General features: G+C 59.9%; 20 protein-coding genes. 13 read left to right on the top strand and 7 right to left on the bottom strand.

Annotation, left to right across the window (positions count from 1 at the left end):
* The first annotated feature begins 67 nt into the window (after positions 1-67).
* Positions 68-901, top strand: a complete 834-nt coding sequence (locus CFBP6623_RS06895; protein ID WP_046800051.1) for a response regulator — start codon at positions 68-70, stop codon at positions 899-901.
* Between the two features lie 15 nt (positions 902-916).
* Here CFBP6623_RS06895 and CFBP6623_RS06890 read toward each other — a convergent pair whose 3' ends face one another.
* On the bottom strand, positions 917-2,473 hold the full coding sequence (locus CFBP6623_RS06890; protein ID WP_046800052.1) for a phospholipase D family protein: 1,557 nt from the start codon (positions 2,471-2,473) through the stop codon (positions 917-919).
* A 159-nt stretch (positions 2,474-2,632) separates the two neighbouring features.
* On the opposite strand from CFBP6623_RS06890, the gene CFBP6623_RS06885 reads away from it, so the two are divergent.
* Genes CFBP6623_RS06885 through CFBP6623_RS06875 form a run of 3 tightly spaced genes read left to right on the top strand, consistent with a single transcriptional unit; the run spans position 2,633 to position 3,951 of the window.
* A complete protein-coding gene (locus tag CFBP6623_RS06885) occupies positions 2,633-2,947 on the top strand; it encodes an ArsR/SmtB family transcription factor (protein WP_046800053.1) in 315 nt (104 codons plus the stop codon).
* Complete coding sequence (locus tag CFBP6623_RS06880; protein ID WP_080842071.1) at positions 2,944-3,300, top strand: SRPBCC family protein; 357 nt, start codon at positions 2,944-2,946, stop codon at positions 3,298-3,300. Before CFBP6623_RS06885 ends, CFBP6623_RS06880 begins: the two co-directional genes overlap by 4 nt.
* Before the next feature lie 42 nt (positions 3,301-3,342).
* Positions 3,343-3,951 (top strand): ATP-dependent Clp protease proteolytic subunit, encoded by a 609-nt coding sequence (locus CFBP6623_RS06875; protein WP_046800055.1) that lies wholly within the window; start codon positions 3,343-3,345, stop codon positions 3,949-3,951.
* Between the two features lie 9 nt (positions 3,952-3,960).
* On the opposite strand, the gene CFBP6623_RS06870 is transcribed toward CFBP6623_RS06875, so the two are convergent.
* Entirely contained in the window at positions 3,961-4,851 is an 891-nt protein-coding gene (locus CFBP6623_RS06870; protein ID WP_046800056.1) for an NAD-dependent epimerase/dehydratase family protein, read from the bottom strand.
* A 67-nt stretch (positions 4,852-4,918) separates the two neighbouring features.
* A complete protein-coding gene (gene parE, locus CFBP6623_RS06865) occupies positions 4,919-7,039 on the bottom strand; it encodes a DNA topoisomerase IV subunit B (protein WP_046800057.1) in 2,121 nt (706 codons plus the stop codon).
* Between the two features lie 208 nt (positions 7,040-7,247).
* Here parE and CFBP6623_RS06860 point away from each other — a divergent pair, with 208 nt between their 5' ends.
* From CFBP6623_RS06860 to CFBP6623_RS06845, 4 genes are all read left to right on the top strand, one after another.
* Positions 7,248-8,129: an alpha/beta fold hydrolase gene (locus CFBP6623_RS06860; protein ID WP_062653890.1), complete on the top strand. Its 882-nt coding sequence runs from the start codon at positions 7,248-7,250 to the stop codon at positions 8,127-8,129.
* A gap of 216 nt (positions 8,130-8,345) precedes the next feature.
* Positions 8,346-9,116 carry a triose-phosphate isomerase gene (gene tpiA / locus CFBP6623_RS06855; RefSeq protein ID WP_046800059.1) on the top strand — a complete coding sequence of 257 codons (771 nt, stop codon included), beginning with the start codon at positions 8,346-8,348 and terminating at the stop codon, positions 9,114-9,116.
* 115 nt (positions 9,117-9,231) lie between these two features.
* Positions 9,232-9,684, top strand: coding sequence for a preprotein translocase subunit SecG (secG, locus tag CFBP6623_RS06850; protein WP_046800107.1), 453 nt, complete (start codon positions 9,232-9,234; stop codon positions 9,682-9,684).
* A gap of 159 nt (positions 9,685-9,843) precedes the next feature.
* Positions 9,844-11,472, top strand: coding sequence for a CTP synthase (locus CFBP6623_RS06845; RefSeq protein ID WP_046800060.1), 1,629 nt, complete (start codon positions 9,844-9,846; stop codon positions 11,470-11,472).
* A gap of 302 nt (positions 11,473-11,774) precedes the next feature.
* Here the strand turns inward: CFBP6623_RS06845 and fumC are convergent, their stop codons facing one another.
* Positions 11,775-13,166 (bottom strand): class II fumarate hydratase, encoded by a 1,392-nt coding sequence (fumC, locus tag CFBP6623_RS06840; RefSeq protein WP_046800061.1) that lies wholly within the window; start codon positions 13,164-13,166, stop codon positions 11,775-11,777.
* Between the two features lie 500 nt (positions 13,167-13,666).
* Between fumC and CFBP6623_RS06835 the strand changes: the two genes are divergently transcribed.
* Positions 13,667-15,517, top strand: a complete 1,851-nt coding sequence (locus tag CFBP6623_RS06835) for a L,D-transpeptidase family protein (protein ID WP_046800062.1) — start codon at positions 13,667-13,669, stop codon at positions 15,515-15,517.
* A gap of 55 nt (positions 15,518-15,572) precedes the next feature.
* On the opposite strand, the gene CFBP6623_RS06830 is transcribed toward CFBP6623_RS06835, so the two are convergent.
* Positions 15,573-16,148, bottom strand: coding sequence for a hypothetical protein (locus CFBP6623_RS06830; RefSeq protein ID WP_046800063.1), 576 nt, complete (start codon positions 16,146-16,148; stop codon positions 15,573-15,575).
* Between the two features lie 6 nt (positions 16,149-16,154).
* The gene (locus CFBP6623_RS06825; RefSeq protein WP_046800108.1) at positions 16,155-16,856 is read right to left on the bottom strand and encodes an HAD family hydrolase; all 702 of its coding nucleotides are present in this window, start codon (positions 16,854-16,856) and stop codon (positions 16,155-16,157) included.
* 190 nt (positions 16,857-17,046) lie between these two features.
* On the opposite strand from CFBP6623_RS06825, the gene rpiA reads away from it, so the two are divergent.
* From rpiA to CFBP6623_RS06805, 4 genes are all read left to right on the top strand, one after another.
* On the top strand, positions 17,047-17,742 hold the full coding sequence (gene rpiA / locus CFBP6623_RS06820; RefSeq protein ID WP_046800064.1) for a ribose-5-phosphate isomerase RpiA: 696 nt from the start codon (positions 17,047-17,049) through the stop codon (positions 17,740-17,742).
* 16 nt (positions 17,743-17,758) lie between these two features.
* Complete coding sequence (locus CFBP6623_RS06815) at positions 17,759-18,328, top strand: DUF2059 domain-containing protein (RefSeq protein ID WP_046800065.1); 570 nt, start codon at positions 17,759-17,761, stop codon at positions 18,326-18,328.
* A 146-nt stretch (positions 18,329-18,474) separates the two neighbouring features.
* Positions 18,475-19,863 carry a glutathione-disulfide reductase gene (gene gor / locus CFBP6623_RS06810; protein WP_046800066.1) on the top strand — a complete coding sequence of 463 codons (1,389 nt, stop codon included), beginning with the start codon at positions 18,475-18,477 and terminating at the stop codon, positions 19,861-19,863.
* 251 nt (positions 19,864-20,114) lie between these two features.
* The gene (locus tag CFBP6623_RS06805; protein ID WP_046800067.1) at positions 20,115-21,491 is read left to right on the top strand and encodes a class II 3-deoxy-7-phosphoheptulonate synthase; all 1,377 of its coding nucleotides are present in this window, start codon (positions 20,115-20,117) and stop codon (positions 21,489-21,491) included.
* Between the two features lie 67 nt (positions 21,492-21,558).
* Here the strand turns inward: CFBP6623_RS06805 and CFBP6623_RS06800 are convergent, their stop codons facing one another.
* Complete coding sequence (locus tag CFBP6623_RS06800) at positions 21,559-23,298, bottom strand: TadG family pilus assembly protein (RefSeq protein WP_046800068.1); 1,740 nt, start codon at positions 23,296-23,298, stop codon at positions 21,559-21,561.
* Position 23,299: the final 1 nt, after the last annotated feature.

Here is a 23,299-nt window from a genome sequence, read left to right as displayed (position 1 = left end):
GTTATTAATTATTCTGCAAAACGCCGCTGCTATTTTCCCCTGAAGGACGATGGGGGACTGGGACAGGATGAATTTTCTCGGCATTACGGGCATGCAATATTCGGGCGTGCCTTTCACCAATAATCGCATTCTGCTGGCGGAAGACAGCAACGTATTCACCCAGATGGTGAGTATGCGGCTCAAGGAAATGCTCGGCGTTTCCGTGGAGGTATGCCGCTCTTTTGAAGAATTGCAGGCCTGTTACGAACATTCTCCAGAACCGGTGACGCTGGCGATTTCCAACATCAACCTGCCGGGGGCGGAAAAGGGTGAGGCGCTGGAATATCTGATCGATCTTTCGATCCCGACCATCGTTTTTACCAGCACATTCCATGAGGCGACGCGCGAGACGCTGATCGCCAAGGATGTGGTCGATTATATTCTCAAGGACAATATTTTCGCCGTGGACATGCTGACGGAATCGGTCTGCCGGTTCCTCACCAACCACCGCCACCACGTGCTGATCGTTGATGACAGCCCAACGGCGCGGGCGCTGCTGTCGAGCCGCCTCAAGCGCTACAATTTCCGCGTCAGTCTTGCCGACAGCGGCGCGAAGGCACTGGAAATCCTGAAGGCCAGTCCCGATATCGGCCTCGTCGTGACCGACTACAACATGCCTGACATTGATGGTTTCGAACTGACGCGGCGCATCCGCACCGTGCGCGGGTCGCATGAGTTGCGCATCATCGGCGTGTCGTCCTCCACCAACCGGCTGTTGTCGGCGCGGTTCCTGAAGGCGGGCGGCAATGATTTCATGCTGCGGCCCTTCATCGACGAGGAGTTCTACTGCCGTGTCAACCAGAACCTCGATACGCTGGTGCAGATACAGCTGGCCAGGGCCGGAGTGAGGCCGGCCGCCTGAGCGCGGCCTTCTTCGTTAAAGCTGTGATTCAAGCGGCAGGAAACGCATGATGCCGGCGATGATCCGCCGGCTGATGACCGCGTCCGGTTCGCGCCGGTAGGTCTTCGGCCGGCCCTGTTCTTCCGTCATCCAGACGATGCGGTTGCCGCTATCGACGCCCAGCTCGAAACTCATCGTTCGGCGGATTTCTTCGGCGAATATTTCGTCCATGCGGGCCACCAGCAGTGGCGAATTGAAAACAACGCCCATTTCCGTATTGAGCGAGGCGGAGCGCGGATCGAAATTGAGCGAGCCGATATAGCCAGTCTTGCCGTCGCGGGTGAAGGCCTTGGTGTGCAGGCTCGCCTGTCCCGAACCGCGCAGGGTGAAGCTGCCCTGGTCTGCCTGCGAGCGCAATTCATGCAGACGCACCCCGCCCAGCAGAAGCGGTTTTCGATAACGGGCATAACCGGCGTGAACGGCGGCGACATCGGTTGCGGCCAAGGAATTAGTGAGGATGGCGAGAGACACGCCGCGTTCTGCAAGATCGAGGAATATCTCCACGCCCTGTTTGCCGGGAATGAAGTAGGGGGAGGTGATGTGCAGGCTCTCGCCCGCGGCCTGCATCAGCGGCAACAGGCTCTCCATCAGGAAATTGTGGCCCTTGCGGCGTTTTCCAGCCGCTTTCTCCGGCGGATCGGCCAGCACATCTGCGGTATCAACCCAGTGCAGACGGTCCGACATCAGAAAATGATCGCGGCCGTACTGGCTCTCAACGCGCTCGAGATAGGGTTTGGCGGCCTCACTTTGCGGCAAGGCATCCAGTTCGCGCCGCAGTCGGGCAAGCTTGTTCGGTCTGCGTGCCAGCAGCGAGCGTACCGGCACGGAAACGGCGCTGTTCCAATAATCGTCGAAGATTTCAGTGGCGTCGCCAACGATCCTGCCGAAACCGAGAATGTCGAAATCATGGAAATTCGCCCGCTCGGCGGCATCGAAATAAGCGTCACCGATGTTGCGACCGCCGACGATCACCGCCCGCCCATCGGCAATCCATGCCTTGTTGTGCATACGCCGGTTGACGCTTCGAAAGCGCAGCACCAGTTCGAGGCTGCGATGCAGGATGTTTTCCCGTGCCCGGGTGGGGTTGAACAGCCTGAGTTCGATATTGGGGTGGCTGTCGATGGCGTGGAAGATGCGGTCGGAAATGGAGACGCCGAGGTCATCGAGAAGCAGGCGCACGCGCACGCCGCGATCGGCGGCGGTGATGACTTCACGCATCATCAGCCGTCCGGTCAGATCGGCATTCCACATGTAGTACATGAGATCGAGACTGCGCCCGGCGGCGCGTGCCGCGGCCACACGCACGGCAAAGGCATCGAGGTTGGAATGCAGCAGGCAAAGCGCATTCTTCTCGTTCCAGCCGTTCCGGATCGACTGCCAGTGGCGGTCCAGCGCCGTTTCATCTTCTACAACGGGAAGGGCGGTGGAGGGGCGTTTGGGAATGGCCTTTTCCCGCTGCTTACCGATGACGACAAACAGGCTCGGCCCAATGAGGATGAGAAGAATGATGATGAAGGCCGTAAATGCAGTCACTTGTTTTTATCGCTCCCGGCCCGAAGATTATCAGGCGGGATGCAAACGCGCGAGGGGGTAAAGCGTTCATTGCCACGGGTAATGCGGGAGCGAAAAATATGGTGTTCGTGAATGGGCTGGGGCTTGCGAATCACATAAGCGTGTGCTTATGTGTTGGTCATGAGTGAGAATGATATTTTCCGGGCGCTGGCTGACCCCACGCGCCGTGCCATTTTCGAAAAGCTGGCGGATGGCGCCATGAATGCTTCCGCGCTGCGCGAAGGCATCGACATCAGCCAGCCGGCCATGTCACAGCATCTTTCGGTGCTGCGCGGGGCCGGGCTTGTGGTGGAAAGGCGACAGGGCCGTTTCGTCAATTATGAGGTCGATCCGGACGGGTTGACGCGCATTGCGGCGTGGCTTGGCAAATACCGCGCCTATTGGCCACAGCGTATCGAAGCTCTGAAGCTGCTGCTGAAGGATATGGATCAATGAACGTGCAAAAGCCGGAATCTCCTGATGCCATCGAGCTTGAATATGATCTCGACGAGCCGCCGCAGAAGGTGTGGCGGGCGATCAGCATTCCGGCGTTTCGCGCCATATGGTTGCCGGCAGAGGCTCTGGCGGAACCGGAAGCAATCGATAGAAAGCCCGGCGAGGAGGTGCGCTACAGGCTGCGCGACGATAATCCGCCGTTTCTGGAAAGCACCGTCACCTTTACGATCGCATCGAATGACCGTCGCGGCACCAGCCTGCGGATCATTCATGATATGCCCGTCATCAAGCCCGCACGGGTGGTAAAGGCGGCTGCCAACCACAACGGTTCGCCGATCAAGCTCGCCGCCTGACAGGCAGGTTCCTCGACATTTTCAAACGACAGGAGTTCGCCGATGCGCGAAGCGATGCAACTCGTCCCCATGGTAGTCGAACAATCCTCAAGGGGAGAACGGTCTTTCGACATCTATTCTCGCCTGCTGCGGGAAAGGATCATTTTCCTCAACGGAGAGGTCAACGATACGGTTTCCGCGCTGGTCTGCGCGCAATTGCTGTTTCTGGAGGCGGAGAACCCGAAGAAGCCGATCCATCTCTATATCAATTCGCCGGGCGGTGTAGTGACCAGTGGTCTGGCAATGTATGACACCATGCATTACATCCGCGCGCCGGTTCATACACTCTGCATGGGAACGGCCCGTTCCATGGGGTCATTTCTGCTGATGGCGGGTGAACCGGGCGAGCGCACGGCGCTTCCCAATGCCAGCATCCACATTCACCAGCCGCTGGGCGGCTTTCAAGGGCAGGCTTCGGACATGTTGATCCATGCCGAGGAGATGCGGCTGACCAAGCACCGCATGACGCGGCTTTATTCCGAGCATTGCAAACACAGCTATGAAAAATTCGAAGCGGCCATGGACCGGGATTTTTTCATGACGGCGGAACAGGCTCTGGAGTGGGGATTGATCGACCGTATTCTCGGGGTTCGCGAGGACGTTGCGGCATAAGGCCGGCGTTTACTCGGATTTTCCGCTGATGCCGGCGCCTACAGGCAGGACTTCCAGGCTGCGCCGGGCAAGCTCAGCCAATACTTCCTCGAAGCCGAACCCGGATGTCCAGCCAAGCCCCTTTGCGGCGCGGGCGGGTGAATAGATCCGATCAATGGTCATCGGCAGCGCCCAACCCTCCCGCGCAAACGCGTCCGCAAGGGCCGGGGTCCGCTGCCGGAGAACGGAAGGCGCATCCCTGGCGAGGGCGTCGCAATCATCAGCGGAAAACGGGGTGGCTGCCGATATGATATAGCGCTGGAAATTTTCTCCCGCATTGCCGAGTGCCAGCACATGAGCATCTGCAACGTCACGGACGTCGACGCCGCGATGCAGCCGATAGGCGGCCATCACGTCAGCGGGCTCCGGGAAACTTCTGGACATGCGCAGCACGCGCACGGCGAGGCGCGGGCTGGCCATTTCTTCAAGCAGCTGCTCGGCTTCGAGCTTCGTGCGGTGATAGATGCTTTTTGGCTGGGGCGGGGTGTCTTCATCGATAAAGGTGCAGCACCCCGCTGAAACCGCGTGTCCGTAGAGCGCCGTGGTGCTGGTGAAGACCAGCCGCTCAACGCCTGCCGCCATTGCCGCTTCCGCGACCATGCGGGTGCCATCGACATTGATACGCTGAAACTCGGCGTCTGGCACGCAGCCGACATGCGGGGCATGAAGGGCCGCGGTATGGATTACCGCATCAGCCCGCTCGAAAGCTCTCTGCAGAAGCGCGTTGTCGGCGAAATCGCCGACAATATGGGTTGTGGAAAAGGGAGAGCGGTCTATGCCCGTGACATCGTGCCGGCCGGCCAGCGCATTGAAAATCGCGCGGCCGACCCGACCGGAGCTGCCCGTCAGCACTATCCGCATGATGTCTCCTCCGTATCAGCACAAAAGGCAGCGCGGGGCGCTGCCTTTCAAGGGACCGTCTGGATGATCAGATATCCAGATTATCCGCAAACGCCGCGCGTTCCTGAATGAAACGGAAGCGGGCATCCGCCTTGGTGCCCATCAGATTGTCGACGGCCTCGCGGGTGCCTTCGAAATCCACGTCGTCGATCTCGACGCGCAGCAGGGTGCGCTTTTCGGGATCCATGGTGGTTTCCTTCAGCTGCTGGGCCATCATCTCGCCGAGGCCTTTGAAGCGGCTGATTTCGACCTTCTTTCCCTTGAACATGGTCTCCATCAGCTCGGCGCGGTGGGCATCGTCGCGGGCATAGGCGGATTTCGCCCCCTGCGCGATCTTGTAGAGGGGCGGCACAGCCAGATAGAGGTGGTTGCCGCGAATGAGTTCCGGCATTTCCTGATAGAAGAAGGTGATGAGCAGCGAGGCGATATGAGCGCCGTCGACATCGGCATCGGTCATGACAATGACGCGCTCATACCGCAAATCCTCTTCGCGATATTTGGTGCGGGTACCGCAGCCGAGCGCCTGAATGAGATCGGCGATCTGCTGGTTGGCGGAGAGCTTTTCGCGGCTGGCACTGCCGACGTTGAGGATTTTACCGCGCAGCGGCAGGATGGCCTGGTTGGCGCGGTTGCGCGCCTGCTTGGCCGAGCCACCCGCCGAGTCACCCTCGACGATGAAAAGTTCCGCATTTTCGGCCGTGTTCTGGGAACAATCCGCCAGCTTGCCGGGCAGGCGCAGCTTGCGCACGGCGGTCTTGCGGTTGACTTCCTTTTCCTTGCGGCGGCGCAGGCGTTCCTCTGCGCGCTCGATCACCCAGTCGAGCAGCTTGTCCGCTTCGCCGGGATTGCCGGCGAGATAATGGTCGAAGGGATCGCGCAGCGCATTTTCAACGATGCGCTGGGCTTCGACGGTTGCCAGCTTGTCCTTGGTCTGGCCGACGAATTCCGGTTCGCGGATGAAGACCGAGAGCATGCCGGCTGCCGAAATCATCACGTCATCGGTGGTGATTTCCTTGGCGCGCTTGTTTTGCGTCAGCTCGGCATAGTTCTTCAGGCCCTTGGTGAGGGCAATGCGGAAACCGGCCTCATGCGTGCCACCTTCGGGTGTCGGAATGGTGTTGCAATAGGAATGGATCTGGGTGTCGCCGCCATACCAGGTCACCGCCCATTCCAGCGCACCATGGCCGCCGGTCTTTTCGGTGCGGCCGGAGAAAATCTCACGGGTAACGGTGAATTCCTTGCCGAGCGTAGCAGCGAGGTAATCCTTGAGACCGCCCGGAAAATGGAACACGGCTTTTTCAGGGATTTCACCACCGGCCGGCACCATGCCGGGATCGCAGCTCCAGCGGATTTCAACGCCGCCGAAGAGATAGGCCTTGGAGCGGGCCATGCGGAAGATGCGGGCCGGTTCGAATTTTGCGTGATCGCCGAAGATTTGCGGATCAGGATGGAAACGCACGCGCGTGCCGCGGCGGTTGTGCACATCGCCCAATTCCTCAAGCCCGCCAATCGGCGCGCCGCGCGAAAAGCGCTGGCGATAAAGCTTGCGGTTACGCGCCACTTCCACTTCGAGAAGATCGGAAAGCGCATTGACCACGGATACGCCGACGCCGTGCAGGCCGCCTGACGTCTCATAGGCCTTGCCGTCGAACTTGCCGCCGGCATGCAGCTTGGTCATGATGACTTCGAGCGTGGATTTTCCGGGAACCTGCGGGTGGTTCTCCACCGGAATGCCGCGGCCGTTGTCGGTGACCGTCAGAAAACCTTCGGCATCGAGATGAACCTCGATGAAATTGGCATGGCCGGCGACGGCCTCGTCCATCGAGTTGTCGATGACTTCGGCAAACAGGTGATGCAGCGCCTTTTCATCGGTGCCGCCAATATACATGCCGGGACGCATACGCACCGGCTCCAGCCCTTCGAGCACGCGGATCGACGAGGCGCCGTAATCGTCACCGGCAGGAGACACGGGCGCGGGCGGGGCAGGGGGCGTGACGGCCGCAACGGCTGCGGGTTTCGGCTGCACGTTCACATTCGCGGCTGCGGTCGCCGGGGCCTTCACGGGTTTGCCCGCGTCCTCGTTCGTTGCCGTTTCGCTGTTTTGTGCCGCCGGAAGACCGGAGAAGAGATCGTTGCTATCGTCCATCATGTCCAAGGTTCAAAAATAGTGTCGTCAGAATTTCGCCAGGCGAATCATTTTGTATATGGGGCGATTATAGCGCCAAACGTGTAAGCCATGTGGCCGAACGCGGCGCGCCATACGCCAAGACCCATGTCAGGGTTTCGCAACAGGAGGATTGCGCCGCCGCCTTTGTGATGGCAAGTCTCGCAGCCACGAATGAACGGTTAACCAAGTCATGTCCACAGCTCATTTCACGTTTTGTACTCTTTTCTGCCTGACTGTTGCGGTGATGCCGGGCGCTGCTTCCGCTGCCGATGGGCCGTTGCGACCCTTCAAGGACGAGCTGTTTTCCAGCCAGACGGTGCTTTCCACCGGCGATGGGGGCGCGTCGGAAGTCATCGATTATCAGGAGATGCGCGACATTAACGGCCGCGACGAGGTGCCGGAGCGGCGGGTGAAGCGGCAGTATATGGATATGGCGCCAAAGAAGGCGCAGGCGCTGGAAAGTGTTTCCGTTGAGGGCAGGGCGCTTGAGGTCGGCCGCGTCGGGCCGGCAAGCGGGCAGGCCTTCACGGTCATCTTCATTCACGGTCGCGGCGGCGACCGGCGGCTCGGCATGAACGACTATACGTTCGGCGGCAATTTCAACCGGCTGAAAAACCTCGCTGTTGCCAATGGCGGCACCTATTATGTGCCGAGCGTGCGCTCCTTCGATGAAAACGGCGTTGCCGATGTCGCGGCGCTGATTGCCGATGCGGCCAAAAAGTCGGGTGGGAAACCTGTCGTGCTCACCTGCGCTTCGATGGGCAGTTTCATCTGTTATGGCATCAGCCGCGACAAGGTTGCCGTCGCCAATCTCAAGGGCATGGCGATCCTCGGCGGCGCGGTCGATCCCGATTTTCCGAAAAGCGCCTTTGCCAGGGCGAAGAAGCCGGTCTGGTTCACCCATGGCAGCGCTGACAAGGTCTATTCGGCGGATCAGCAGGCGACGATCTTTCGTGCATTGCTGAAGGCCGGGGAGCCGGCGCGGTTTACGCGGTTCGAGACCGGCAGTCACGGAACGCCGGTGCGCATGACCGACTGGCGGGCGGTTTTGAACTGGATTTTAAGCCGCTAAAGCCTCTGTTTTGGGTCAGCGGCGGCAAATTTTTAGAAATTGGCCGTCGTTTTGAACCTTCGGGCCGCTTTTTTGTACCATTTATTGCCGGGGCCGTTTAAAGGAATATCCCGGGATTTCCGGCAGTGTTTCTGTCGCGATTATGGGCCGTGAGACGGCTGAGGGAAGGGGCGCCGTTAATGGCGGCAACCCCGAGACAAAGGGAATGGGATACGCATGACGCCGAATGTTCGACCGCTTGTTGCCGGAAACTGGAAGATGAACGGCACGCGTGCCTCGCTCGATCAGATCAAGGCCATGGCAGAGGGCGTCAAGGGCGCGCTGTCCGAGAAGGTGGATGCGCTGATCTGCCCGCCCTCAACACTGCTTTATGTCGCAACGGCGCTGTGCGATGACAGCCCGCTGATGATCGGCGGACAGGATTGCCACCAGAATGCATCCGGCGCACATACCGGCGATATTTCCGCCGAAATGATTGCCGACTGCTTTGGCACCCATGTCATCGTCGGCCATTCCGAGCGCCGCACCGATCACGCCGAGACGGATCATCTGGTGCGCGCCAAGGCCGTGGCCGCCCATCAGGCCGATCTTATCGCCATCGTCTGCATAGGCGAGACCGCGGATGAGCGCAAAGCCGGCCAGACGCTCGATATTCTCAAGCGCCAGCTGGCCGGCTCGCTGCCGGATGAAGCGACGGCTGAAAATACCGTCATCGCCTATGAGCCTGTCTGGGCGATCGGCACCGGTCTCACCCCCACCACGCAGGACGTGCGCGAGGCCCATGCCTTCATGCGCGACGAGCTGGTCAAGCGCTTCGGTGACGCCGGCAAGACCATGCGCATTCTCTATGGCGGTTCGGTGAAGCCCGCCAATGCGCTGGAACTGATGGGCGTCGAGAACGTGGATGGTGCGCTGATCGGCGGTGCCAGCTTGAAAGCCTCGGACTTCCTTTCCATCTATGCGGCATATGAGCAACTGACGGCCTGAGACCAGCTTTCCTATCACAGTGGCTGGAAAGGGGCTTGGAATAAACCTTCGCCTCATGTAAAGAGCCGCGAAACCTTCTTTGTAGTGCTCCGCGCGGGGCATGGAATGGATTGTCATGCAGACCGTTTTGATTGTTATTCACCTCATGATCGTGCTGGCGCTTGTCGGCGTGGTCCTGATCCAGCGTTCCGAAGGCGGCGGCCTCGGTATCGGCGGCGGTTCGGGCTTCATGTCCGCGCGCGGAACGGCCAATGCGTTGACCCGCACAACGGGGATCCTCGCCGCGCTGTTCTTCCTGACGTCGCTCGGCCTTGGTCTTATGACCCGTTACGAATCGCGTCCAACCGATATTCTGAACCGTATTCCGGCCACGCAAGGCCAGGGTAACGGCATTCTCGACACGCTCGGCCCGGCAGCGACGCCCGCAACGCCGGCTCCGGCTGGAAATGGCGTTCCGACCAATAGTGGCGCAGCCGCGCCCGCACAGACGGCTCCTGCCGCTTCCGGCACGGCCGCTCCGGCACCGGCGCAGCCCGCCGATCCGAACGCAGTTCCGACCGGTCAATAAGCCCGGTTCTGATTTAACGCTCCGGCAGGCCAAAAGCCTGCCGGTTTTCTTTTGTTCGTATTCCGGCCAGTTGAATTACACATTCGTCAACAGCGAATTTGTAACAGCATGAAATTTGGGCTGGCGGAATCAGAGGTAAAAAGGTATCCGGTGAATCCCATGGCGCGATATGTATTCATCACAGGCGGCGTGGTCTCCTCTCTAGGCAAGGGCATCGCCGCGGCAGCACTCGGAGCTTTGTTGCAATCCCGTGGTTATCGGGTGCGGCTTCGTAAACTCGACCCCTATCTGAACGTCGATCCCGGCACCATGAGCCCGACACAGCACGGCGAAGTGTTCGTGACTGACGACGGTGCCGAGACGGACCTCGACCTTGGCCATTATGAGCGCTTCACGGGGCGTTCGGCCACCAAGACCGATAACATCACCACCGGTCGCATCTACAAGAACATCATCGACAAGGAACGGCGCGGCGATTATCTCGGCGCAACCGTTCAGGTCATTCCGCATGTCACCAACGAGATCAAGGATTTCGTGATCGAAGGCAATGACGATTACGACTTCGTCATCTGCGAGATCGGCGGCACGGTGGGTGACATCGAGGCGATGCCATTCATGGAAGCGATCCGCCAGCTCGGCAACGACCTGCCGCGCGGCACGGCGATCTATCTTCACCTGACGCTGATGCCCTATATTCCGGCTGCTGGCGAGCTGAAGACCAAGCCGACCCAGCATTCCGTGAAGGAACTGCAGGCGCTCGGTATTCACCCCGACATCCTTCTGGTGCGCGCCGACCGGGAAATCCCGGAAGCGGAACGTCGCAAGCTTTCACTGTTCTGCAACGTGCGTCCTTCCGCCGTCATCCAGGCGCTGGATGTGGCGAATATCTATGACGTTCCGATTGCCTACCACAAGGAAGGCCTCGATTCGGAAGTGCTGGCCGCGTTCGGCATCGAACCGGCGCCCAAGCCGCGTCTGGAACAGTGGGAAGAGGTCTGCAACCGTATCCGCACGCCGGAAGGCGAAGTGACGATTGCGATCGTCGGCAAATATACCGGCCTCAAGGATGCCTATAAGTCGCTGATCGAGGCGCTGCATCACGGTGGTTTCGCCAACCGCGTCAAGGTGAAGCTCGAGTGGATCGAGTCCGAGGTCTTCGAAAAGGAAGATCCCACACCCTATCTCGAGAAGGTCAACGGCATTCTGGTGCCGGGCGGCTTCGGCGAGCGTGGTTCCGAAGGCAAGATCATGGCGGCGCAGTTTGCGCGTGAGCGCAACGTGCCCTATTTCGGCATCTGCTTTGGCATGCAGATGGCGGTCGTGGAAGCGGCCCGTCATCTCGCCGGCATCGAAAGTGCCTCCTCCACCGAATTCGGCCCGACCCCCGAGCCGGTCGTCGGCCTGATGACCGAATGGGTTAAGGGCAACGAGCTGGAGAAGCGTTCCTCCAAGGGTGATCTCGGCGGCACGATGCGTCTTGGCGCCTACAAGGCGGCACTGAAGAAAGACACCAAGATCGCCGAAATCTACGGCACCACGGATATTTCCGAGCGCCACCGTCACCGCTACGAGGTGAATGTGGACTACAAGGACCGACTGGAAGAATGCGGCCTGGTCTTCTCGGGCATGTCTCCGGATGGTGTCCTGCCGGAAACGGTGGAATATCCTGATCACCCGTGGTTCATCGGCGTTCAGTACCACCCGGAACTGAAGAGCCGCCCGCTCGACCCGCATCCGCTGTTTGCGAGCTTCGTGGAAGCCGCAGTGGAGCAGAGCCGGCTGGTTTGACGGTTTGAATGAGATGAAGAGGGCCGCGACAGCGGCCCTTTTTTATTGCGGGAAAGTCTGGATATCTCCTCCGTCACCCCGAACTTGATCCGGGGTCCAGTGCGATCAAGTCATTGATCGCAAAATACTCTTTCACGGCGCAGACGCGCCGCGGCTGGATGCCGGATCAAGTCCGGCATGACGGAAAACCCTTCCCCGAATGACCATCCTGAGATTCGTTCTGGATGGGCTTTTCTTTTGTTGAACAAACAAAAAACGGGCCCGAAGGCCCGTTCCGATCTCAGCAAAAAAAACCGACAGGCTTATTTCGGCCCGATCATGTTTTCCGGGCGCACATACTGGTCGAATTCCTCGTTGGTGAGGTATCCGCCGCCGACGGCTTCTTCGCGCAGCGTCGTGCCGTTCTTGTGCGCGGTCTTGGCGATCTTGGCGCAGATGTCGTAGCCGAGCTTGCTGTTCAGCGCTGTCACCAGCATCAGCGAGTTCTCGACACCCTTTTTGATGTTGTCTTCGCGGGCCTCGATGCCGACGACGCAATTGTCGGTGAAGGAGACGGCGGCGTCGCCCAGAAGCTGGACCGACTGCAGGAAGTTGTAGGCCATCATCGGGTTATAGACGTTGAGCTCGAAGTGGCCCTGCGAGCCGGCAAACGAGAGCGCTGCATTGTTGCCGAAGATGTGGGCGCAAACCTGTGTCAGCGCTTCCGACTGGGTGGGGTTGACCTTGCCCGGCATGATCGACGAGCCGGGTTCATTTTCCGGCAGCGACAATTCGCCGAGGCCGGCGCGCGGGCCGGAGCCGAGGAAGCGGATGTCGTTGGCGATCTTGAAGAGCGCAGCCGCCGCCGCATTAATCGCACCATGCGAGAAGACCATGGAATCGTGCGAGGCGAGCGCCTCGAACTTGTTCGGCGCGGTCACGAACGGCAGGCCGGTGATCTTGGAAATCTCGTCAGCAACCTTTTCGGCGAAACCGATGGGGGCGTTGAGGCCCGTGCCAACAGCCGTGCCGCCCTGGGCGAGCTTGGAGAGCGCGGGCAGGGTGAGTTCGATATTGGCGATGGCCGAGGCGACCTGCGCGGCGTAGCCGGAGAATTCCTGGCCGAGCGTCAGCGGCGTGGCATCCTGCGTATGGGTGCGGCCGATCTTGATGATCTTTTCGAACTGCTTGACCTTGGCTTCCAGCGCCTTGTGCAGGTGCTTGAGGGCCGGCAGCAGGTGATGAACGATCTCTTCCACGCAGGCGATGTGCATCGCCGTCGGGTAGGTGTCGTTCGAGGACTGGCTCATATTGACGTGGTCATTGGGGTGAACCGGCTTCTTGGTGCCCATTTCGCCGCCGAGCATCTCGATTGCGCGGTTGGAAATCACCTCATTGGCGTTCATGTTCGACTGGGTGCCGGAGCCGGTCTGCCAGACGACGAGCGGGAAATGCTCTGTCAGCTTGCCGTCGATGACTTCCTGCGCGGCGGCGATGATGGCGTCACCGACGTTGGGGTCGAGGCCTGCCAGCGCCATGTTGGCGCGGGCTGCGGCCTGCTTGACGATGCCGAGCGCGCGAACGACAGAGGCGGGCTGCTTTTCCCAGCCGATCTTGAAGTTGCCGAGCGAGCGCTGCGCCTGCGCGCCCCAATAGCGATCGGCCTGAACTTCAATGGGTCCAAATGTATCGGTTTCCGTCCGTGTGGCTGTCATCAATCTTGCCTTTTTACTCGTGTTCCTCCGCCAAAACGGCGCCTTCGCCCGTCTTGCGCGGCCGATATATAGAATCATCGCGTCGGCAATGAAAGCGTTGCAATGCGGCAGAGGCAGATATTTCCCGCCGCGTTAAAGCGATTTCAACGCCAGGGCAGGGCCGGGGTGAAAAACGGATCGGCGTGTCATTTTTACTACGTCCCGAAATGACCGGAAAACCGGGCTTTCGGTGGTGTGCGGGTGGTGCTGGGAGCCACGGCAAAGTGAATGAAATAAATAGAAATTTAACCATTCTCGCCAATTCTGGAAATTACGTTTTTATGGCTTTGGCTGTATCATAAGGTTCATTTCGGCACGGTTGTGAACTTTGGGCGTTTCTTTTCAACGGGCCGTTGATCGGCTAGACAGGCATGAAACTGATGCCCGCCGTTTTCCTGGCGGTGCTGGGTGCTACGAGGATCAAATTGCAAGTCACATCTGGAAAAACATCGGCAGCGCTGATGCTGGTTCTCGGTCTTTCCGTCGCTCTTCCCGGCAGCGCCGGTGCGGTAACGCTGATGGACCTTCTGCGCGGCGGCCCGGGCAAAGTTGCGCGCGATCGCGGTGAGTTGCCGCCGGCCGGTATCGTCACCTCGCCGTCGGTTTCAGGACCGAGCGCCGATGCTTCCGATCCCGAGCCCCTGCCGCGGGTTTCCGGCCCACGTTACTATGACTACAAGGCGGATACCGCCCGCGCTGTGAACACGGCCAATTTCGGTGAGGATCTCGCCAACCTGAAGTTCAGCGCCACGCCTGAAATCGCCAAGGCGCTGGAAGCCTATTATGGCGCCGGCGGCAAGACGCTGTGGGTTTCCGACGGTGAATTGACCGAGCGTGCCAACGCCGTCATCGCCTTCTTCGAGACGGTTGGCGAAAGCGGTCTCGATCCGGCCGATTACAGCATTTCCGCACCGGCAAAGGATGTGACCGCCAGCATCAGCGGCAATGGTTCGGGCACGACTGCGACCGGCACGCCGGTGGAAACGGTATCGGCATCCACCTCTGACGCTTATCAGCGGGCGCAGATGCGGTTTGAACTCGCACTGTCTGCCAAGGTTCTGGCCTATGTGCAGGACACGACCCGTGGCCGCGTCGATCCGAACCGGCTCTCCGGTTACCATGATTTCAAGCGCAAGACGGTAAACCTTGCGCCAGTGCTGAAGCTTGCGGGCCTCAGCCCCGATGTTGCCGCCTATCTGCGCAGCCGCGAACCGTCGAGTGCCGAATATCAGGCGCTGAAGGCTGACCTCGCCCGCCTGCGCGGTGAGGGCGATGCGGCTCACACCGTCCGCGTTCCCGCCGATCTGGTGCTGAAGCCCGGCAATAGCAGCGCCGACATGGCCAATGTGGTCAAGGCAATCGAACATCGCGCTTCGCCCGCCTTCAAGGCCGAACATGCGGCGATCATTTCGGGCTACCAGCAGACGCAGGATTATACGCCTGACCTCGTCGATCTGGTGAAGGCTTTCCAGAGCGAAAACGGCCTCAAGCCGGATGGCGTCATCGGTCGCGCGACCGTGCGCGCCATGGTCGGCGAAAGCAACGAGGCGAAGATCGCCAAGGTGCAGGTGGCCATGGAGCAGATCCGCTGGCTGCCGGCCGATCTCGGCCAGCGTTACGTCCTCATCAACCAGCCCGCTTTCATGGCCTATTATCACAATGATGGCGTGGAACAGTTCGGCATGAAGGTGGTCGTCGGCTCCAAGGCCAACCAGACCTATTTCTTCCAGGACGAAATCCAGACCGTCGAGTTCAACCCCTATTGGGGCGTGCCGCAATCGATCATCGTCAACGAGATGCTGCCGAAGCTGCGCCGCGACCCGTCCTATCTCGACCGGTTGGGTTACGAAGTGCAGGTGGGCGGCCGTGCGGTCTCCTCCACCAGCGTCAACTGGTATGGCTCGACCAACGCCGTTTCCGTGCGCCAGCCGCCGAGCAGCGACAATGCGCTGGGCGATCTGAAAATCCTGTTCCCCAACGCGCATGCCATCTACATGCATGACACACCGGCCAAGAGCTTCTTCAACCGCGACATGCGGGCGCTGAGCCACGGCTGTATCCGTCTGGTCGATCCACGCCGTATGGCTGCCGCGGTTCTCGGCACCAGCGTCGACAAGGTGGGTGAGCAGATCGCTTCCGGCAAGAACCGCGCCGTGCAGGTGCCGGTGAAAATCCCGGTCTATGTCGCCTATTTCACCGCCTGGCCGGACAAGGACGGCAAGGTGCAGTTCTTCGACGACGTCTATGATCGTGACAGCTATGTGCAGAAGGCTTTTGCCGTAACGACGAAGGCGCGGGCCGCATCGATCTGATAAATCGCATTGAGAGAAAAAGCGCCGGAAACGGCGCTTTTTTTGTTTCGGCCGGTTATGATTCCGGGGGTTGTGGCTTGAAGAGTTCGAACGCCAGTTCGTCATCGCTATCAAGCTGGCTGGCAAGCCTCAGCGCTTCTTCCAGCGGCGATTTGCGGACGAGCAGTTCATAAAACAACAGATGAACGAAGAGCGGTGTCGCCGCGCCGTCAGGATAACCGGCTGACGCCACATAGGCTTTTGCGCCGCCCTCGATGAAGGCTTTGGCGAAAGCCCCGGAGCCCGTGCAGCAAGCCGTGCTGAAAACCACGGTGTCGCGCAGATCGACGGTTCCGAGGAACGCTTCGGCGGGCATGCTGCCGTCCAGCAATTCCATCCGGGTTACATCAGGGTCAAATTCGCCGACCACAAGCCCGTTTTCATCGCCATGGCCGCTGATGATGAGATAGGGGGGCGGATTGTCGGGTTGTTTCAGGCACACCAGAATATCTTCGGGCGTGCCGGGAAGATGCAGCCGGACCGACGCGCCAAGGCTTTCCAGCACTGCTCTCAGAAGCAGGGCTTCGCCGGTATCGCCAATGGCGATGATGCTGACAGCGGTGCGTGGGAATAGGAAATTGTGATCGACCACGGCGGTTTACGCCGCCGCGTCGCGTCCGGTCAGCAACCGGCCCACCAGATCGGGCGTCAGTGCTGCAAAATCATCGATCACGACGTCAGGTTCAAGCTCGGCCATCGGCACATCCGAATAACCGAAGGTCACGCCGATCGACGGTACGGCAGCGTTTTTGGCGGCGAGAATGTCGTTGATGCTGTCGCCGACCATGATCGCGCGCTGCGGATCGCCGCCGGCCTTTTCGATGGTGCCGAGAATATGGCGGGCATCCGGTTTGCGGAAGGCGAAGGTGTCGCCGCAGGTGATGGTCGCGAAATATCGCGTCAGCCCCAGTTTTTCGAGCAGCGGCAAAGCGAGGATTTCTGTCTTGTTGGTGCAGACGGCAAGCGTGATGCCGGCTTCCGAGAGCGCATCCAGCGTGTTGATGATGCCGGGATAGGGGCGGCTTTCGCCGGGCATTTCGGCACGGTAATGGGTGATGAAACGCTCATACAGCGGGTCGATCTCGGCTTCCGGCAGTTCCGTCTCGCGCAATGCGAAAGCCCGCTTGATCATCACCCGCGCGCCCTGGCCGACGAGGTGGGTCAGATCGTCATAGGTGACGGGGGCAAGGCCGGCTGCGGCGATGGTGTGGTTGAGGCTCGAGACAAGGTCGGCGGCGGTGTCGACGAGCGTGCCGTCGAGATCAAAGATGGCGAGCGGAGAGAGCGGGCGGGATGTCACGGGAACGGGCCTCTTGGAGAATGCGGGTGTCGAGGTGTCGGTGCTTTCATTCGTGCCAAGCCTAGGCAAACGGGCCTGTCTTTGCAACCGCGTCACAACGTTCTGTTCGTTGGCTTGAAAAAGGCTTTCGTTTGGCTTTCGACCCGTGTAAACAGCACGGCGACGACAAAGCTACCGGAGTTTCAGGCACATGGATGCCCGCCAGATGAAGATCAAGGCCGCCGAGGCCGCATTGTCCCATGTGCAAGACGGGATGAGGCTTGGTATCGGCACGGGTTCGACGGCCGAGGAATTCGTCCGGCTTCTGGCCGAGAAGGTCGCGGCCGGTCTCAAGGTCGAGGGCGTGCCGACATCCGAGCGCACCGCGCGTCTCTGCGTCGAGCTTGGCGTGCCGCTGAAATCCCTCGATGAATTGCCGGAACTGGACCTGACCATCGACGGCGCTGACGAGGTGGATCACGGGCTGCGTCTCGTCAAGGGCGGCGGTGGTGCTCTTCTGCGCGAAAAGATCGTTGCGGCGGCATCTGCCCGCGTGATCGTCATTGCCGACCAGAGCAAGGTCGTCGAGACGCTGGGCGCCTTTCCGCTTCCCATCGAAATCAACCCGTTCGGCCAGGTGGCGACACGCATCGCCATTGAAAAACTGGCAGCGCGGTCCGGTCTTTCGGGTGCACTGACAATGCGTTCGTCCGGCGACGGCGCCTTCATGACGGATGGCGGACACCTTATCCTCGACGCATCTTTTGGCCGTATTCCTGATGCAGAAGCGCTAGCACGCGAGCTGAACACGATTCCCGGTGTCGTCGAGCACGGACTTTTCATAAATTTGGCATCGCTTGCCATTATCGCGGGTCCTGAAGGCGCCCGCGTGATGCAGGCAGTATAACAGGAGCGAGATTTTCATGATCAAACTAGCGGGACTGGGCAAAGCTGCCGCTGCTTCGATCCTCATTTCCGGCGTTGTGTTCGGTACTGCCGTACGCGCTCAGGAAATTTCGGAAGCGCATGTTGCTGCCGCACGGCAGGCAATCGCCTCTCTTGGCGTTACCGACCGTTTTGATGACATTCTGCCTGGACTGGCCGAGCGTCTGAAGGCCGAACTTATTCAGGCCTCGCCGAATGTCGAGGATGCCATCACCGAGACCGTCGATGCCAAGGCGCTCGAGCTTGCGCCGCGCCGCGCCGATCTGGAACGCGAGGCTGCACTCACCTATGCGCGCGCCTTCAGCGTCGAAGAGCTGAACGCCATTTCCGCCTTCTACAGCAGCGAAGCGGGCAAGAAGCTTCTGAAGGACGGTCCGATCGCCACGCGCGAATTGATGAAGGCCGCCGATATCTGGGCCGCCGGCATCAACCGCGATCTCAACGCGTCCAGCATGTCGGAACTGCAGAAGGTTGCCGGCGCCGATCTGAAGCCGCTTCCGGCCGATCAGAACGCCACGGGCGGCGCTCCGGCTGCTCCCAAGCCCTGATTAAATGAACAGACAGTTCAGAAATATTCAAAGCCCGGTCGCAAGACCGGGCTTTTCATTTGTGCGTCGCAGCACCTATATGTGCCGTGAAGACGCCACCGTTCGCCTCGAGGCTGATGGCGTGGTTTTGATCAGGGGTTTTGACTATGACAGCTTATGACTACGATCTTTTCGTCATCGGTGGCGGCTCGGGCGGCGTGCGCAGCGGCCGCGTGGCGGCCTCGCTCGGCAAGCGCGTGGGGATTGCTGAAGAATATCGTTATGGCGGCACCTGTGTCATTCGCGGCTGCGTGCCGAAGAAGCTGTTCGTCTATGCCTCGCAATTCCCCGAACATTTCGAGGATGCCGAAGGTTTCGGCTGGAGTGTGGGCGAGCGCAGCTTCGACTGGAAGAAGCTGATCGCCGCGAAGGATAAGGAAATTACCCGTCTCGAGGGGCTGTATCGCAAGGGGCTGGAGAACGCCAAGGCCGATATTTTCGACAGTCGTGCCGAACTGGTCGATGCCCATACCGTGAAGCTCACAAAAACCGGTGAGACCTTCACGGCAGAGCGTATCGTGATTGCCGTCGGCGGCACGCCGAACGAGCACAAGGCGTTGCCCGGCCATGAGCTGACGATCTCGTCCAACGAAGCGTTTAATCTGGAAGAACTGCCGAAATCGATCCTGATTGCCGGCGGCGGTTACATCGCTGTTGAATTCGCCAATATCTTCCACGGACTCGGTGTTGAAACGACGCTGATCTATCGCGGCAAGGAAATTCTTTCGCGGTTCGATCACGACATGCGCAAGGGCCTGCATGAGGCGATGGAGGCCAAGGGCATCCGCATCATTCTCGAAGATATCATCGAGGAAGTCAGCAAGGATGGTGCCGATGGTTTCGTGGCCCGTACCAAGCAGGGCAGCTCGCTGCATGTCGGCCTGGTCATGCTGGCGCTTGGCCGCGATCCGAACACCAAGGGTCTGGGTCTGGAAAATGCCGGCGTGAAGCTGGATGCGCGGGGCGCGATCATCGTTGATGATTATTCGCGCACGAATGTGCCGAACATCTTTGCGCTGGGCGACGTCACCGACCGGGTACAGTTGACGCCGGTGGCGATCCACGAGGCCATGTGCTTCATCGAGACCGAATACAAGAACAACCCGACCAAGCCGGATCACGAGCTGATCGCGACGGCGGTGTTCTCGCAGCCGGAAATCGGCACCGTCGGTCTTTCGGAAGAGGAGGCGGGCAAGAAATATCCGGAGCTGGAAGTCTATCGCGCCCAGTTCCGGCCGATGAAGGCAACGCTGTCCGGCCGTCAGGAAAAGACGATCATGAAGCTGATCGTCAATGCCGCCGACCGCAAGGTAGTCGGCGTGCACATTCTCGGTCACGAGGCGGGCGAGATGGCGCAGCTTCTCGGCATCACGCTGAAAGCCGGCTGCACCAAGGATGATTTCGACCGCACCATGGCGGTTCATCCGACCGCCGCCGAGGAGCTGGTGACGATGTATTCGCCGAGCTACCGCGTGGTGAACGGCGAGCGCGTGTAACGCTGGTACAAGCGTGATATGATCGCTGTCCAAATTCGCCCGCCGCCGTTCGAAAACTGATGTTTTCTGGAGGGCGGCGGGCTGGTTAAATCGTTTGAATTGACTTTTGTACATCTGGAGTGCCCAAAAGGGGCAGAATGAGCCTGTTAGCCCTGACATCGGCTATGCAAAGCCGATGCTTGGAGCTATAAGCCGCTCAATTTTTCGAGGCGGTCGCGCGACAGTCGCGCGGGCGAAAAAAGGGTAAGAACATGGCACAGAATTGGACACCCGGCAGTTGGCGGCAGAAACCGATCCAGCAGGTTCCCGAATATCCTGATGCGGCAGCGCTTGCTGCAACGGAAGCCACGCTTGCGACTTATCCGCCGCTGGTTTTTGCCGGTGAAGCCCGTCGTCTGAAGAAACAGCTTGCCAATGTGGCTGAAGGTAACGCCTTCCTGCTGCAGGGCGGCGATTGCGCCGAAAGCTTCCTCGAGCATGGCGCGGACAATATCCGCGACTTCTTCCGCGCTTTCCTGCAGATGGCCGTTGTCCTGACCTATGGCGCGCAACTGCCTGTCGTGAAGGTTGGGCGTATTGCCGGCCAGTTCGCCAAGCCGCGCTCTTCCAACGTGGAAGTGCTTGATGGCGTAACGCTGCCGTCTTACCGCGGTGACATCATCAATGGCATCGAATTCAACGAAGGTTCGCGCATACCGAGCCCGGAGCGCCAGCTCGACGCCTACCGCCAGTCGGCCGCGACGCTGAACCTGCTGCGCGCTTTCGCTATGGGTGGCTATGCCAATCTTGAAAACGTTCACCAGTGGATGCTCGGTTTCATCAAGGACAGCCCGCAGGCGGACCGTTACCGCAAGCTGGCCGACCGGATTTCCGAAACCATGGACTTCATGAAGGCGATCGGTATCAGCGCGGAGAACAATCCAAGCCTGCGCGAAACCGATTTCTTCACCAGCCATGAGGCTCTGCTGCTCGGTTACGAAGAGGCGCTGACCCGCATCGATTCCACCTCCGGCGACTGGTATGCGACATCCGGCCACATGATCTGGATCGGTGACCGCACGCGCCAGCTCGACCATGCGCATGTGGAATATTTCCGCGGTATCAAGAACCCGATCGGCCTGAAATGCGGTCCGTCGCTGACGCCTGACAATCTGATCGAGCTGATCGATGCGCTGAACCCGGCAAACGAGGCCGGTCGCCTGACGCTGATTTGCCGTTTTGGCCATGACAAGGTTGCCGACAGCCTGCCGAAGCTCATTCGTGCAGTCGAGAAGGAAGGCCGCAAGGTCGTCTGGTCGTGCGATCCGATGCATGGCAACACGATCACGCTCAACCACTACAAGACGCGTCCGTTCGAGCGCATCCTGTCGGAAGTCGAAAGCTTCTTCCAGATCCACCGCGCCGAAGGTACACATCCGGGCGGCATCCATATCGAGATGACCGGCAAGGACGTGACGGAATGCACGGGTGGTGCGCGTGCCGTGACGGCGGATTCGCTGTCGGATCGTTACCACACCCATTGCGATCCGCGCCTCAACGCCGATCAGGCGCTGGAACTGGCGTTCCTGCTGTCCGAGCGCATGAAGAGCGGTCGGGACGAGAAGCGTCTGGCGATTGCTACGGCTTGATTTAAAGACTGATCAAACAAAAGCCGCCGGGACATTCCCGGCGGCTTTTTTGTATCTATCTTCGGGGCTATTGCACCAGCGCCGGCTGCTGGCAGCGCACATCGGTGACGCGCACATCGGCTTCGCCGATCTTGACGCCGAGAACCAGAAGCACGTTGTAGAGCAGCTGATCGACCGGAGCGGTGACCACTGCAAGGGTGTTGGCAAGCGCTGACTGGATGCCTGCCAGACCTCCCAGATCGAGGTTGAGAAAGAGCAGCCTTATATCCAGATTGAGGTTCTTCAACAGCGAACTGACAAGGGTGGTGACGGTGTCCTTGGTGGAAACGCTCTTGATCTTGGCCTGGGTGATATCCGACTGCGTGAAGGTCAGCTTGGTCTTCGTCATGTTGGTGGCATTGATGAGGGCGCTGCCATTGATGGCGAGCAGGGCTGAATCGACGATCGCTGCCTTGGTGACGCGCGGGTCCTTGCCGAAATTGGCAAAAGCTGAGGTATCGACATTGCCGAGCGCGATTTCCGCAACGCCGGGAACAACCTCTACATCGACCGTTCCCTGTCCGCCGCCCGTGCAGCGAATATCGGCAAGCCGCGCTTCGGCATGGGCGACTTCCACATAAAGCGGGATATTGACCTTGAGGCCGGCAATGGCCTGAAGCCCGTCCACCACGACATTGACCGCCAGCCGGGTCTGTGCGGTGCGGACGATGGTGCCCTGACCACCAACGGCGAGCGACGGGGTTTCGACCGGCGGTTCACCGATGGCAAGCGTTGCCTTGACGGAGGCGAGACCGAGAACATTGGCGTTGAGATTGAGCGCCAGCTGATTGCCGCCATTTCCGGCAACGGCTGCGGCATTGAGGAGATCGAAGACGCCGGCGGTGACCTTGAGGTTTTCACCGCTACCGATCAGCTTGTCCGAGAATGGTCCGAGATTGAGGATTTCCTCAAGCTTGAGCTTGATGTTGCTCTTGTTGGCGGTTTTTTCCAGTGTCTTCAGAATGTTGGCGACAGCCGGCTGCAGGCCGGTGGTTTTGGTCAGCGCATTGAGGAACTGACCGTAGGTGATTTCCGTCTTCAACACATCCTTGTAGGTGCCGGCGGTGAGCTTGAGATCGATGGCAAGCGCCTCGACGACATGCAGCGCGTTGACATCGGCGGCAACCAGCCCTTGGTAATCCATGAGTTTGAGCGAAACCGTGGTGCCGAGCAGGCCGCCGAGCAGGCTGTTCAAAATGCCTTCATCGAGACTTGCCAGTCGTGAGCCAACCGAAAATGCCGCGATCTTCTGGGACGAGGCCGTTCCGACCGCAGAGATCTTGGGCGGGGTGGTGAAGGCGGCAGCGAAGAATATCTGGCCCTTTTCGACGATGTTCACTTTCACCGCATTGGTGGGCAGGGCGTTGTCGACGAACCGTGCGCCGACAGGAATGGTTGCATCCGGCTCATAATGGCCCTTGATGACCTCGGCGTAACCCTTGCTGCTTGCAAATTCGTTTGCGGGATCGAAGGGTTGAAGACCGTTTGGAGTGAGCAGGCCCTGCGGCGTCTTGACGCCGAGATCCATGCCGTTGAGGGCGAAATATTGCTGGACCGCCTTTTCCGGGTCGGCGGCATTTGCCGCCGCCGATATGGCTGCGAGATCGGCGGTCTGCTGCAACTGGCGTTTCTGCAGGGTCAGATAACCGTAATCGACGCCAAGCGCCAGGACGCCGATGAAAAGCGGCGCGGTCAGCCCGGCCGAGATGGCGATGTTGCCGGCCCGATCCTTCAGGAAAGCGGGGAGCAGGGAAGGGATAGTCCGCATG

Source organism: Agrobacterium tumefaciens (assembly GCF_005221385.1).
GTDB lineage: Bacteria > Pseudomonadota > Alphaproteobacteria > Rhizobiales > Rhizobiaceae > Agrobacterium > Agrobacterium tomkonis.
Note: the sequence above shows the minus strand (reverse complement) of the source record. Positions and strands in the feature narration are given on the sequence as shown.

Coding starts and splice junctions, on each gene's coding strand:
- CFBP6623_RS06895 (WP_046800051.1), top strand. CDS start 68: ATGAATTTTCTCGGCATTACGGGCATGCAATATTCGGGCGTGCCTTTC.
- CFBP6623_RS06885 (WP_046800053.1), top strand. CDS start 2,633: ATGAGTGAGAATGATATTTTCCGGGCGCTGGCTGACCCCACGCGCCGT.
- CFBP6623_RS06880 (WP_080842071.1), top strand. CDS start 2,944: ATGAACGTGCAAAAGCCGGAATCTCCTGATGCCATCGAGCTTGAATAT.
- CFBP6623_RS06875 (WP_046800055.1), top strand. CDS start 3,343: ATGCGCGAAGCGATGCAACTCGTCCCCATGGTAGTCGAACAATCCTCA.
- CFBP6623_RS06870 (WP_046800056.1), bottom strand. CDS start 4,851: ATGCGGATAGTGCTGACGGGCAGCTCCGGTCGGGTCGGCCGCGCGATT.
- parE (WP_046800057.1), bottom strand. CDS start 7,039: ATGATGGACGATAGCAACGATCTCTTCTCCGGTCTTCCGGCGGCACAA.
- CFBP6623_RS06860 (WP_062653890.1), top strand. CDS start 7,248: ATGTCCACAGCTCATTTCACGTTTTGTACTCTTTTCTGCCTGACTGTT.
- tpiA (WP_046800059.1), top strand. CDS start 8,346: ATGACGCCGAATGTTCGACCGCTTGTTGCCGGAAACTGGAAGATGAAC.
- secG (WP_046800107.1), top strand. CDS start 9,232: ATGCAGACCGTTTTGATTGTTATTCACCTCATGATCGTGCTGGCGCTT.
- CFBP6623_RS06845 (WP_046800060.1), top strand. CDS start 9,844: ATGGCGCGATATGTATTCATCACAGGCGGCGTGGTCTCCTCTCTAGGC.
- fumC (WP_046800061.1), bottom strand. CDS start 13,166: ATGACAGCCACACGGACGGAAACCGATACATTTGGACCCATTGAAGTT.
- CFBP6623_RS06835 (WP_046800062.1), top strand. CDS start 13,667: ATGCTGGTTCTCGGTCTTTCCGTCGCTCTTCCCGGCAGCGCCGGTGCG.
- rpiA (WP_046800064.1), top strand. CDS start 17,047: ATGGATGCCCGCCAGATGAAGATCAAGGCCGCCGAGGCCGCATTGTCC.
- CFBP6623_RS06815 (WP_046800065.1), top strand. CDS start 17,759: ATGATCAAACTAGCGGGACTGGGCAAAGCTGCCGCTGCTTCGATCCTC.
- gor (WP_046800066.1), top strand. CDS start 18,475: ATGACAGCTTATGACTACGATCTTTTCGTCATCGGTGGCGGCTCGGGC.
- CFBP6623_RS06805 (WP_046800067.1), top strand. CDS start 20,115: ATGGCACAGAATTGGACACCCGGCAGTTGGCGGCAGAAACCGATCCAG.
- CFBP6623_RS06800 (WP_046800068.1), bottom strand. CDS start 23,298: ATGCGGACTATCCCTTCCCTGCTCCCCGCTTTCCTGAAGGATCGGGCC.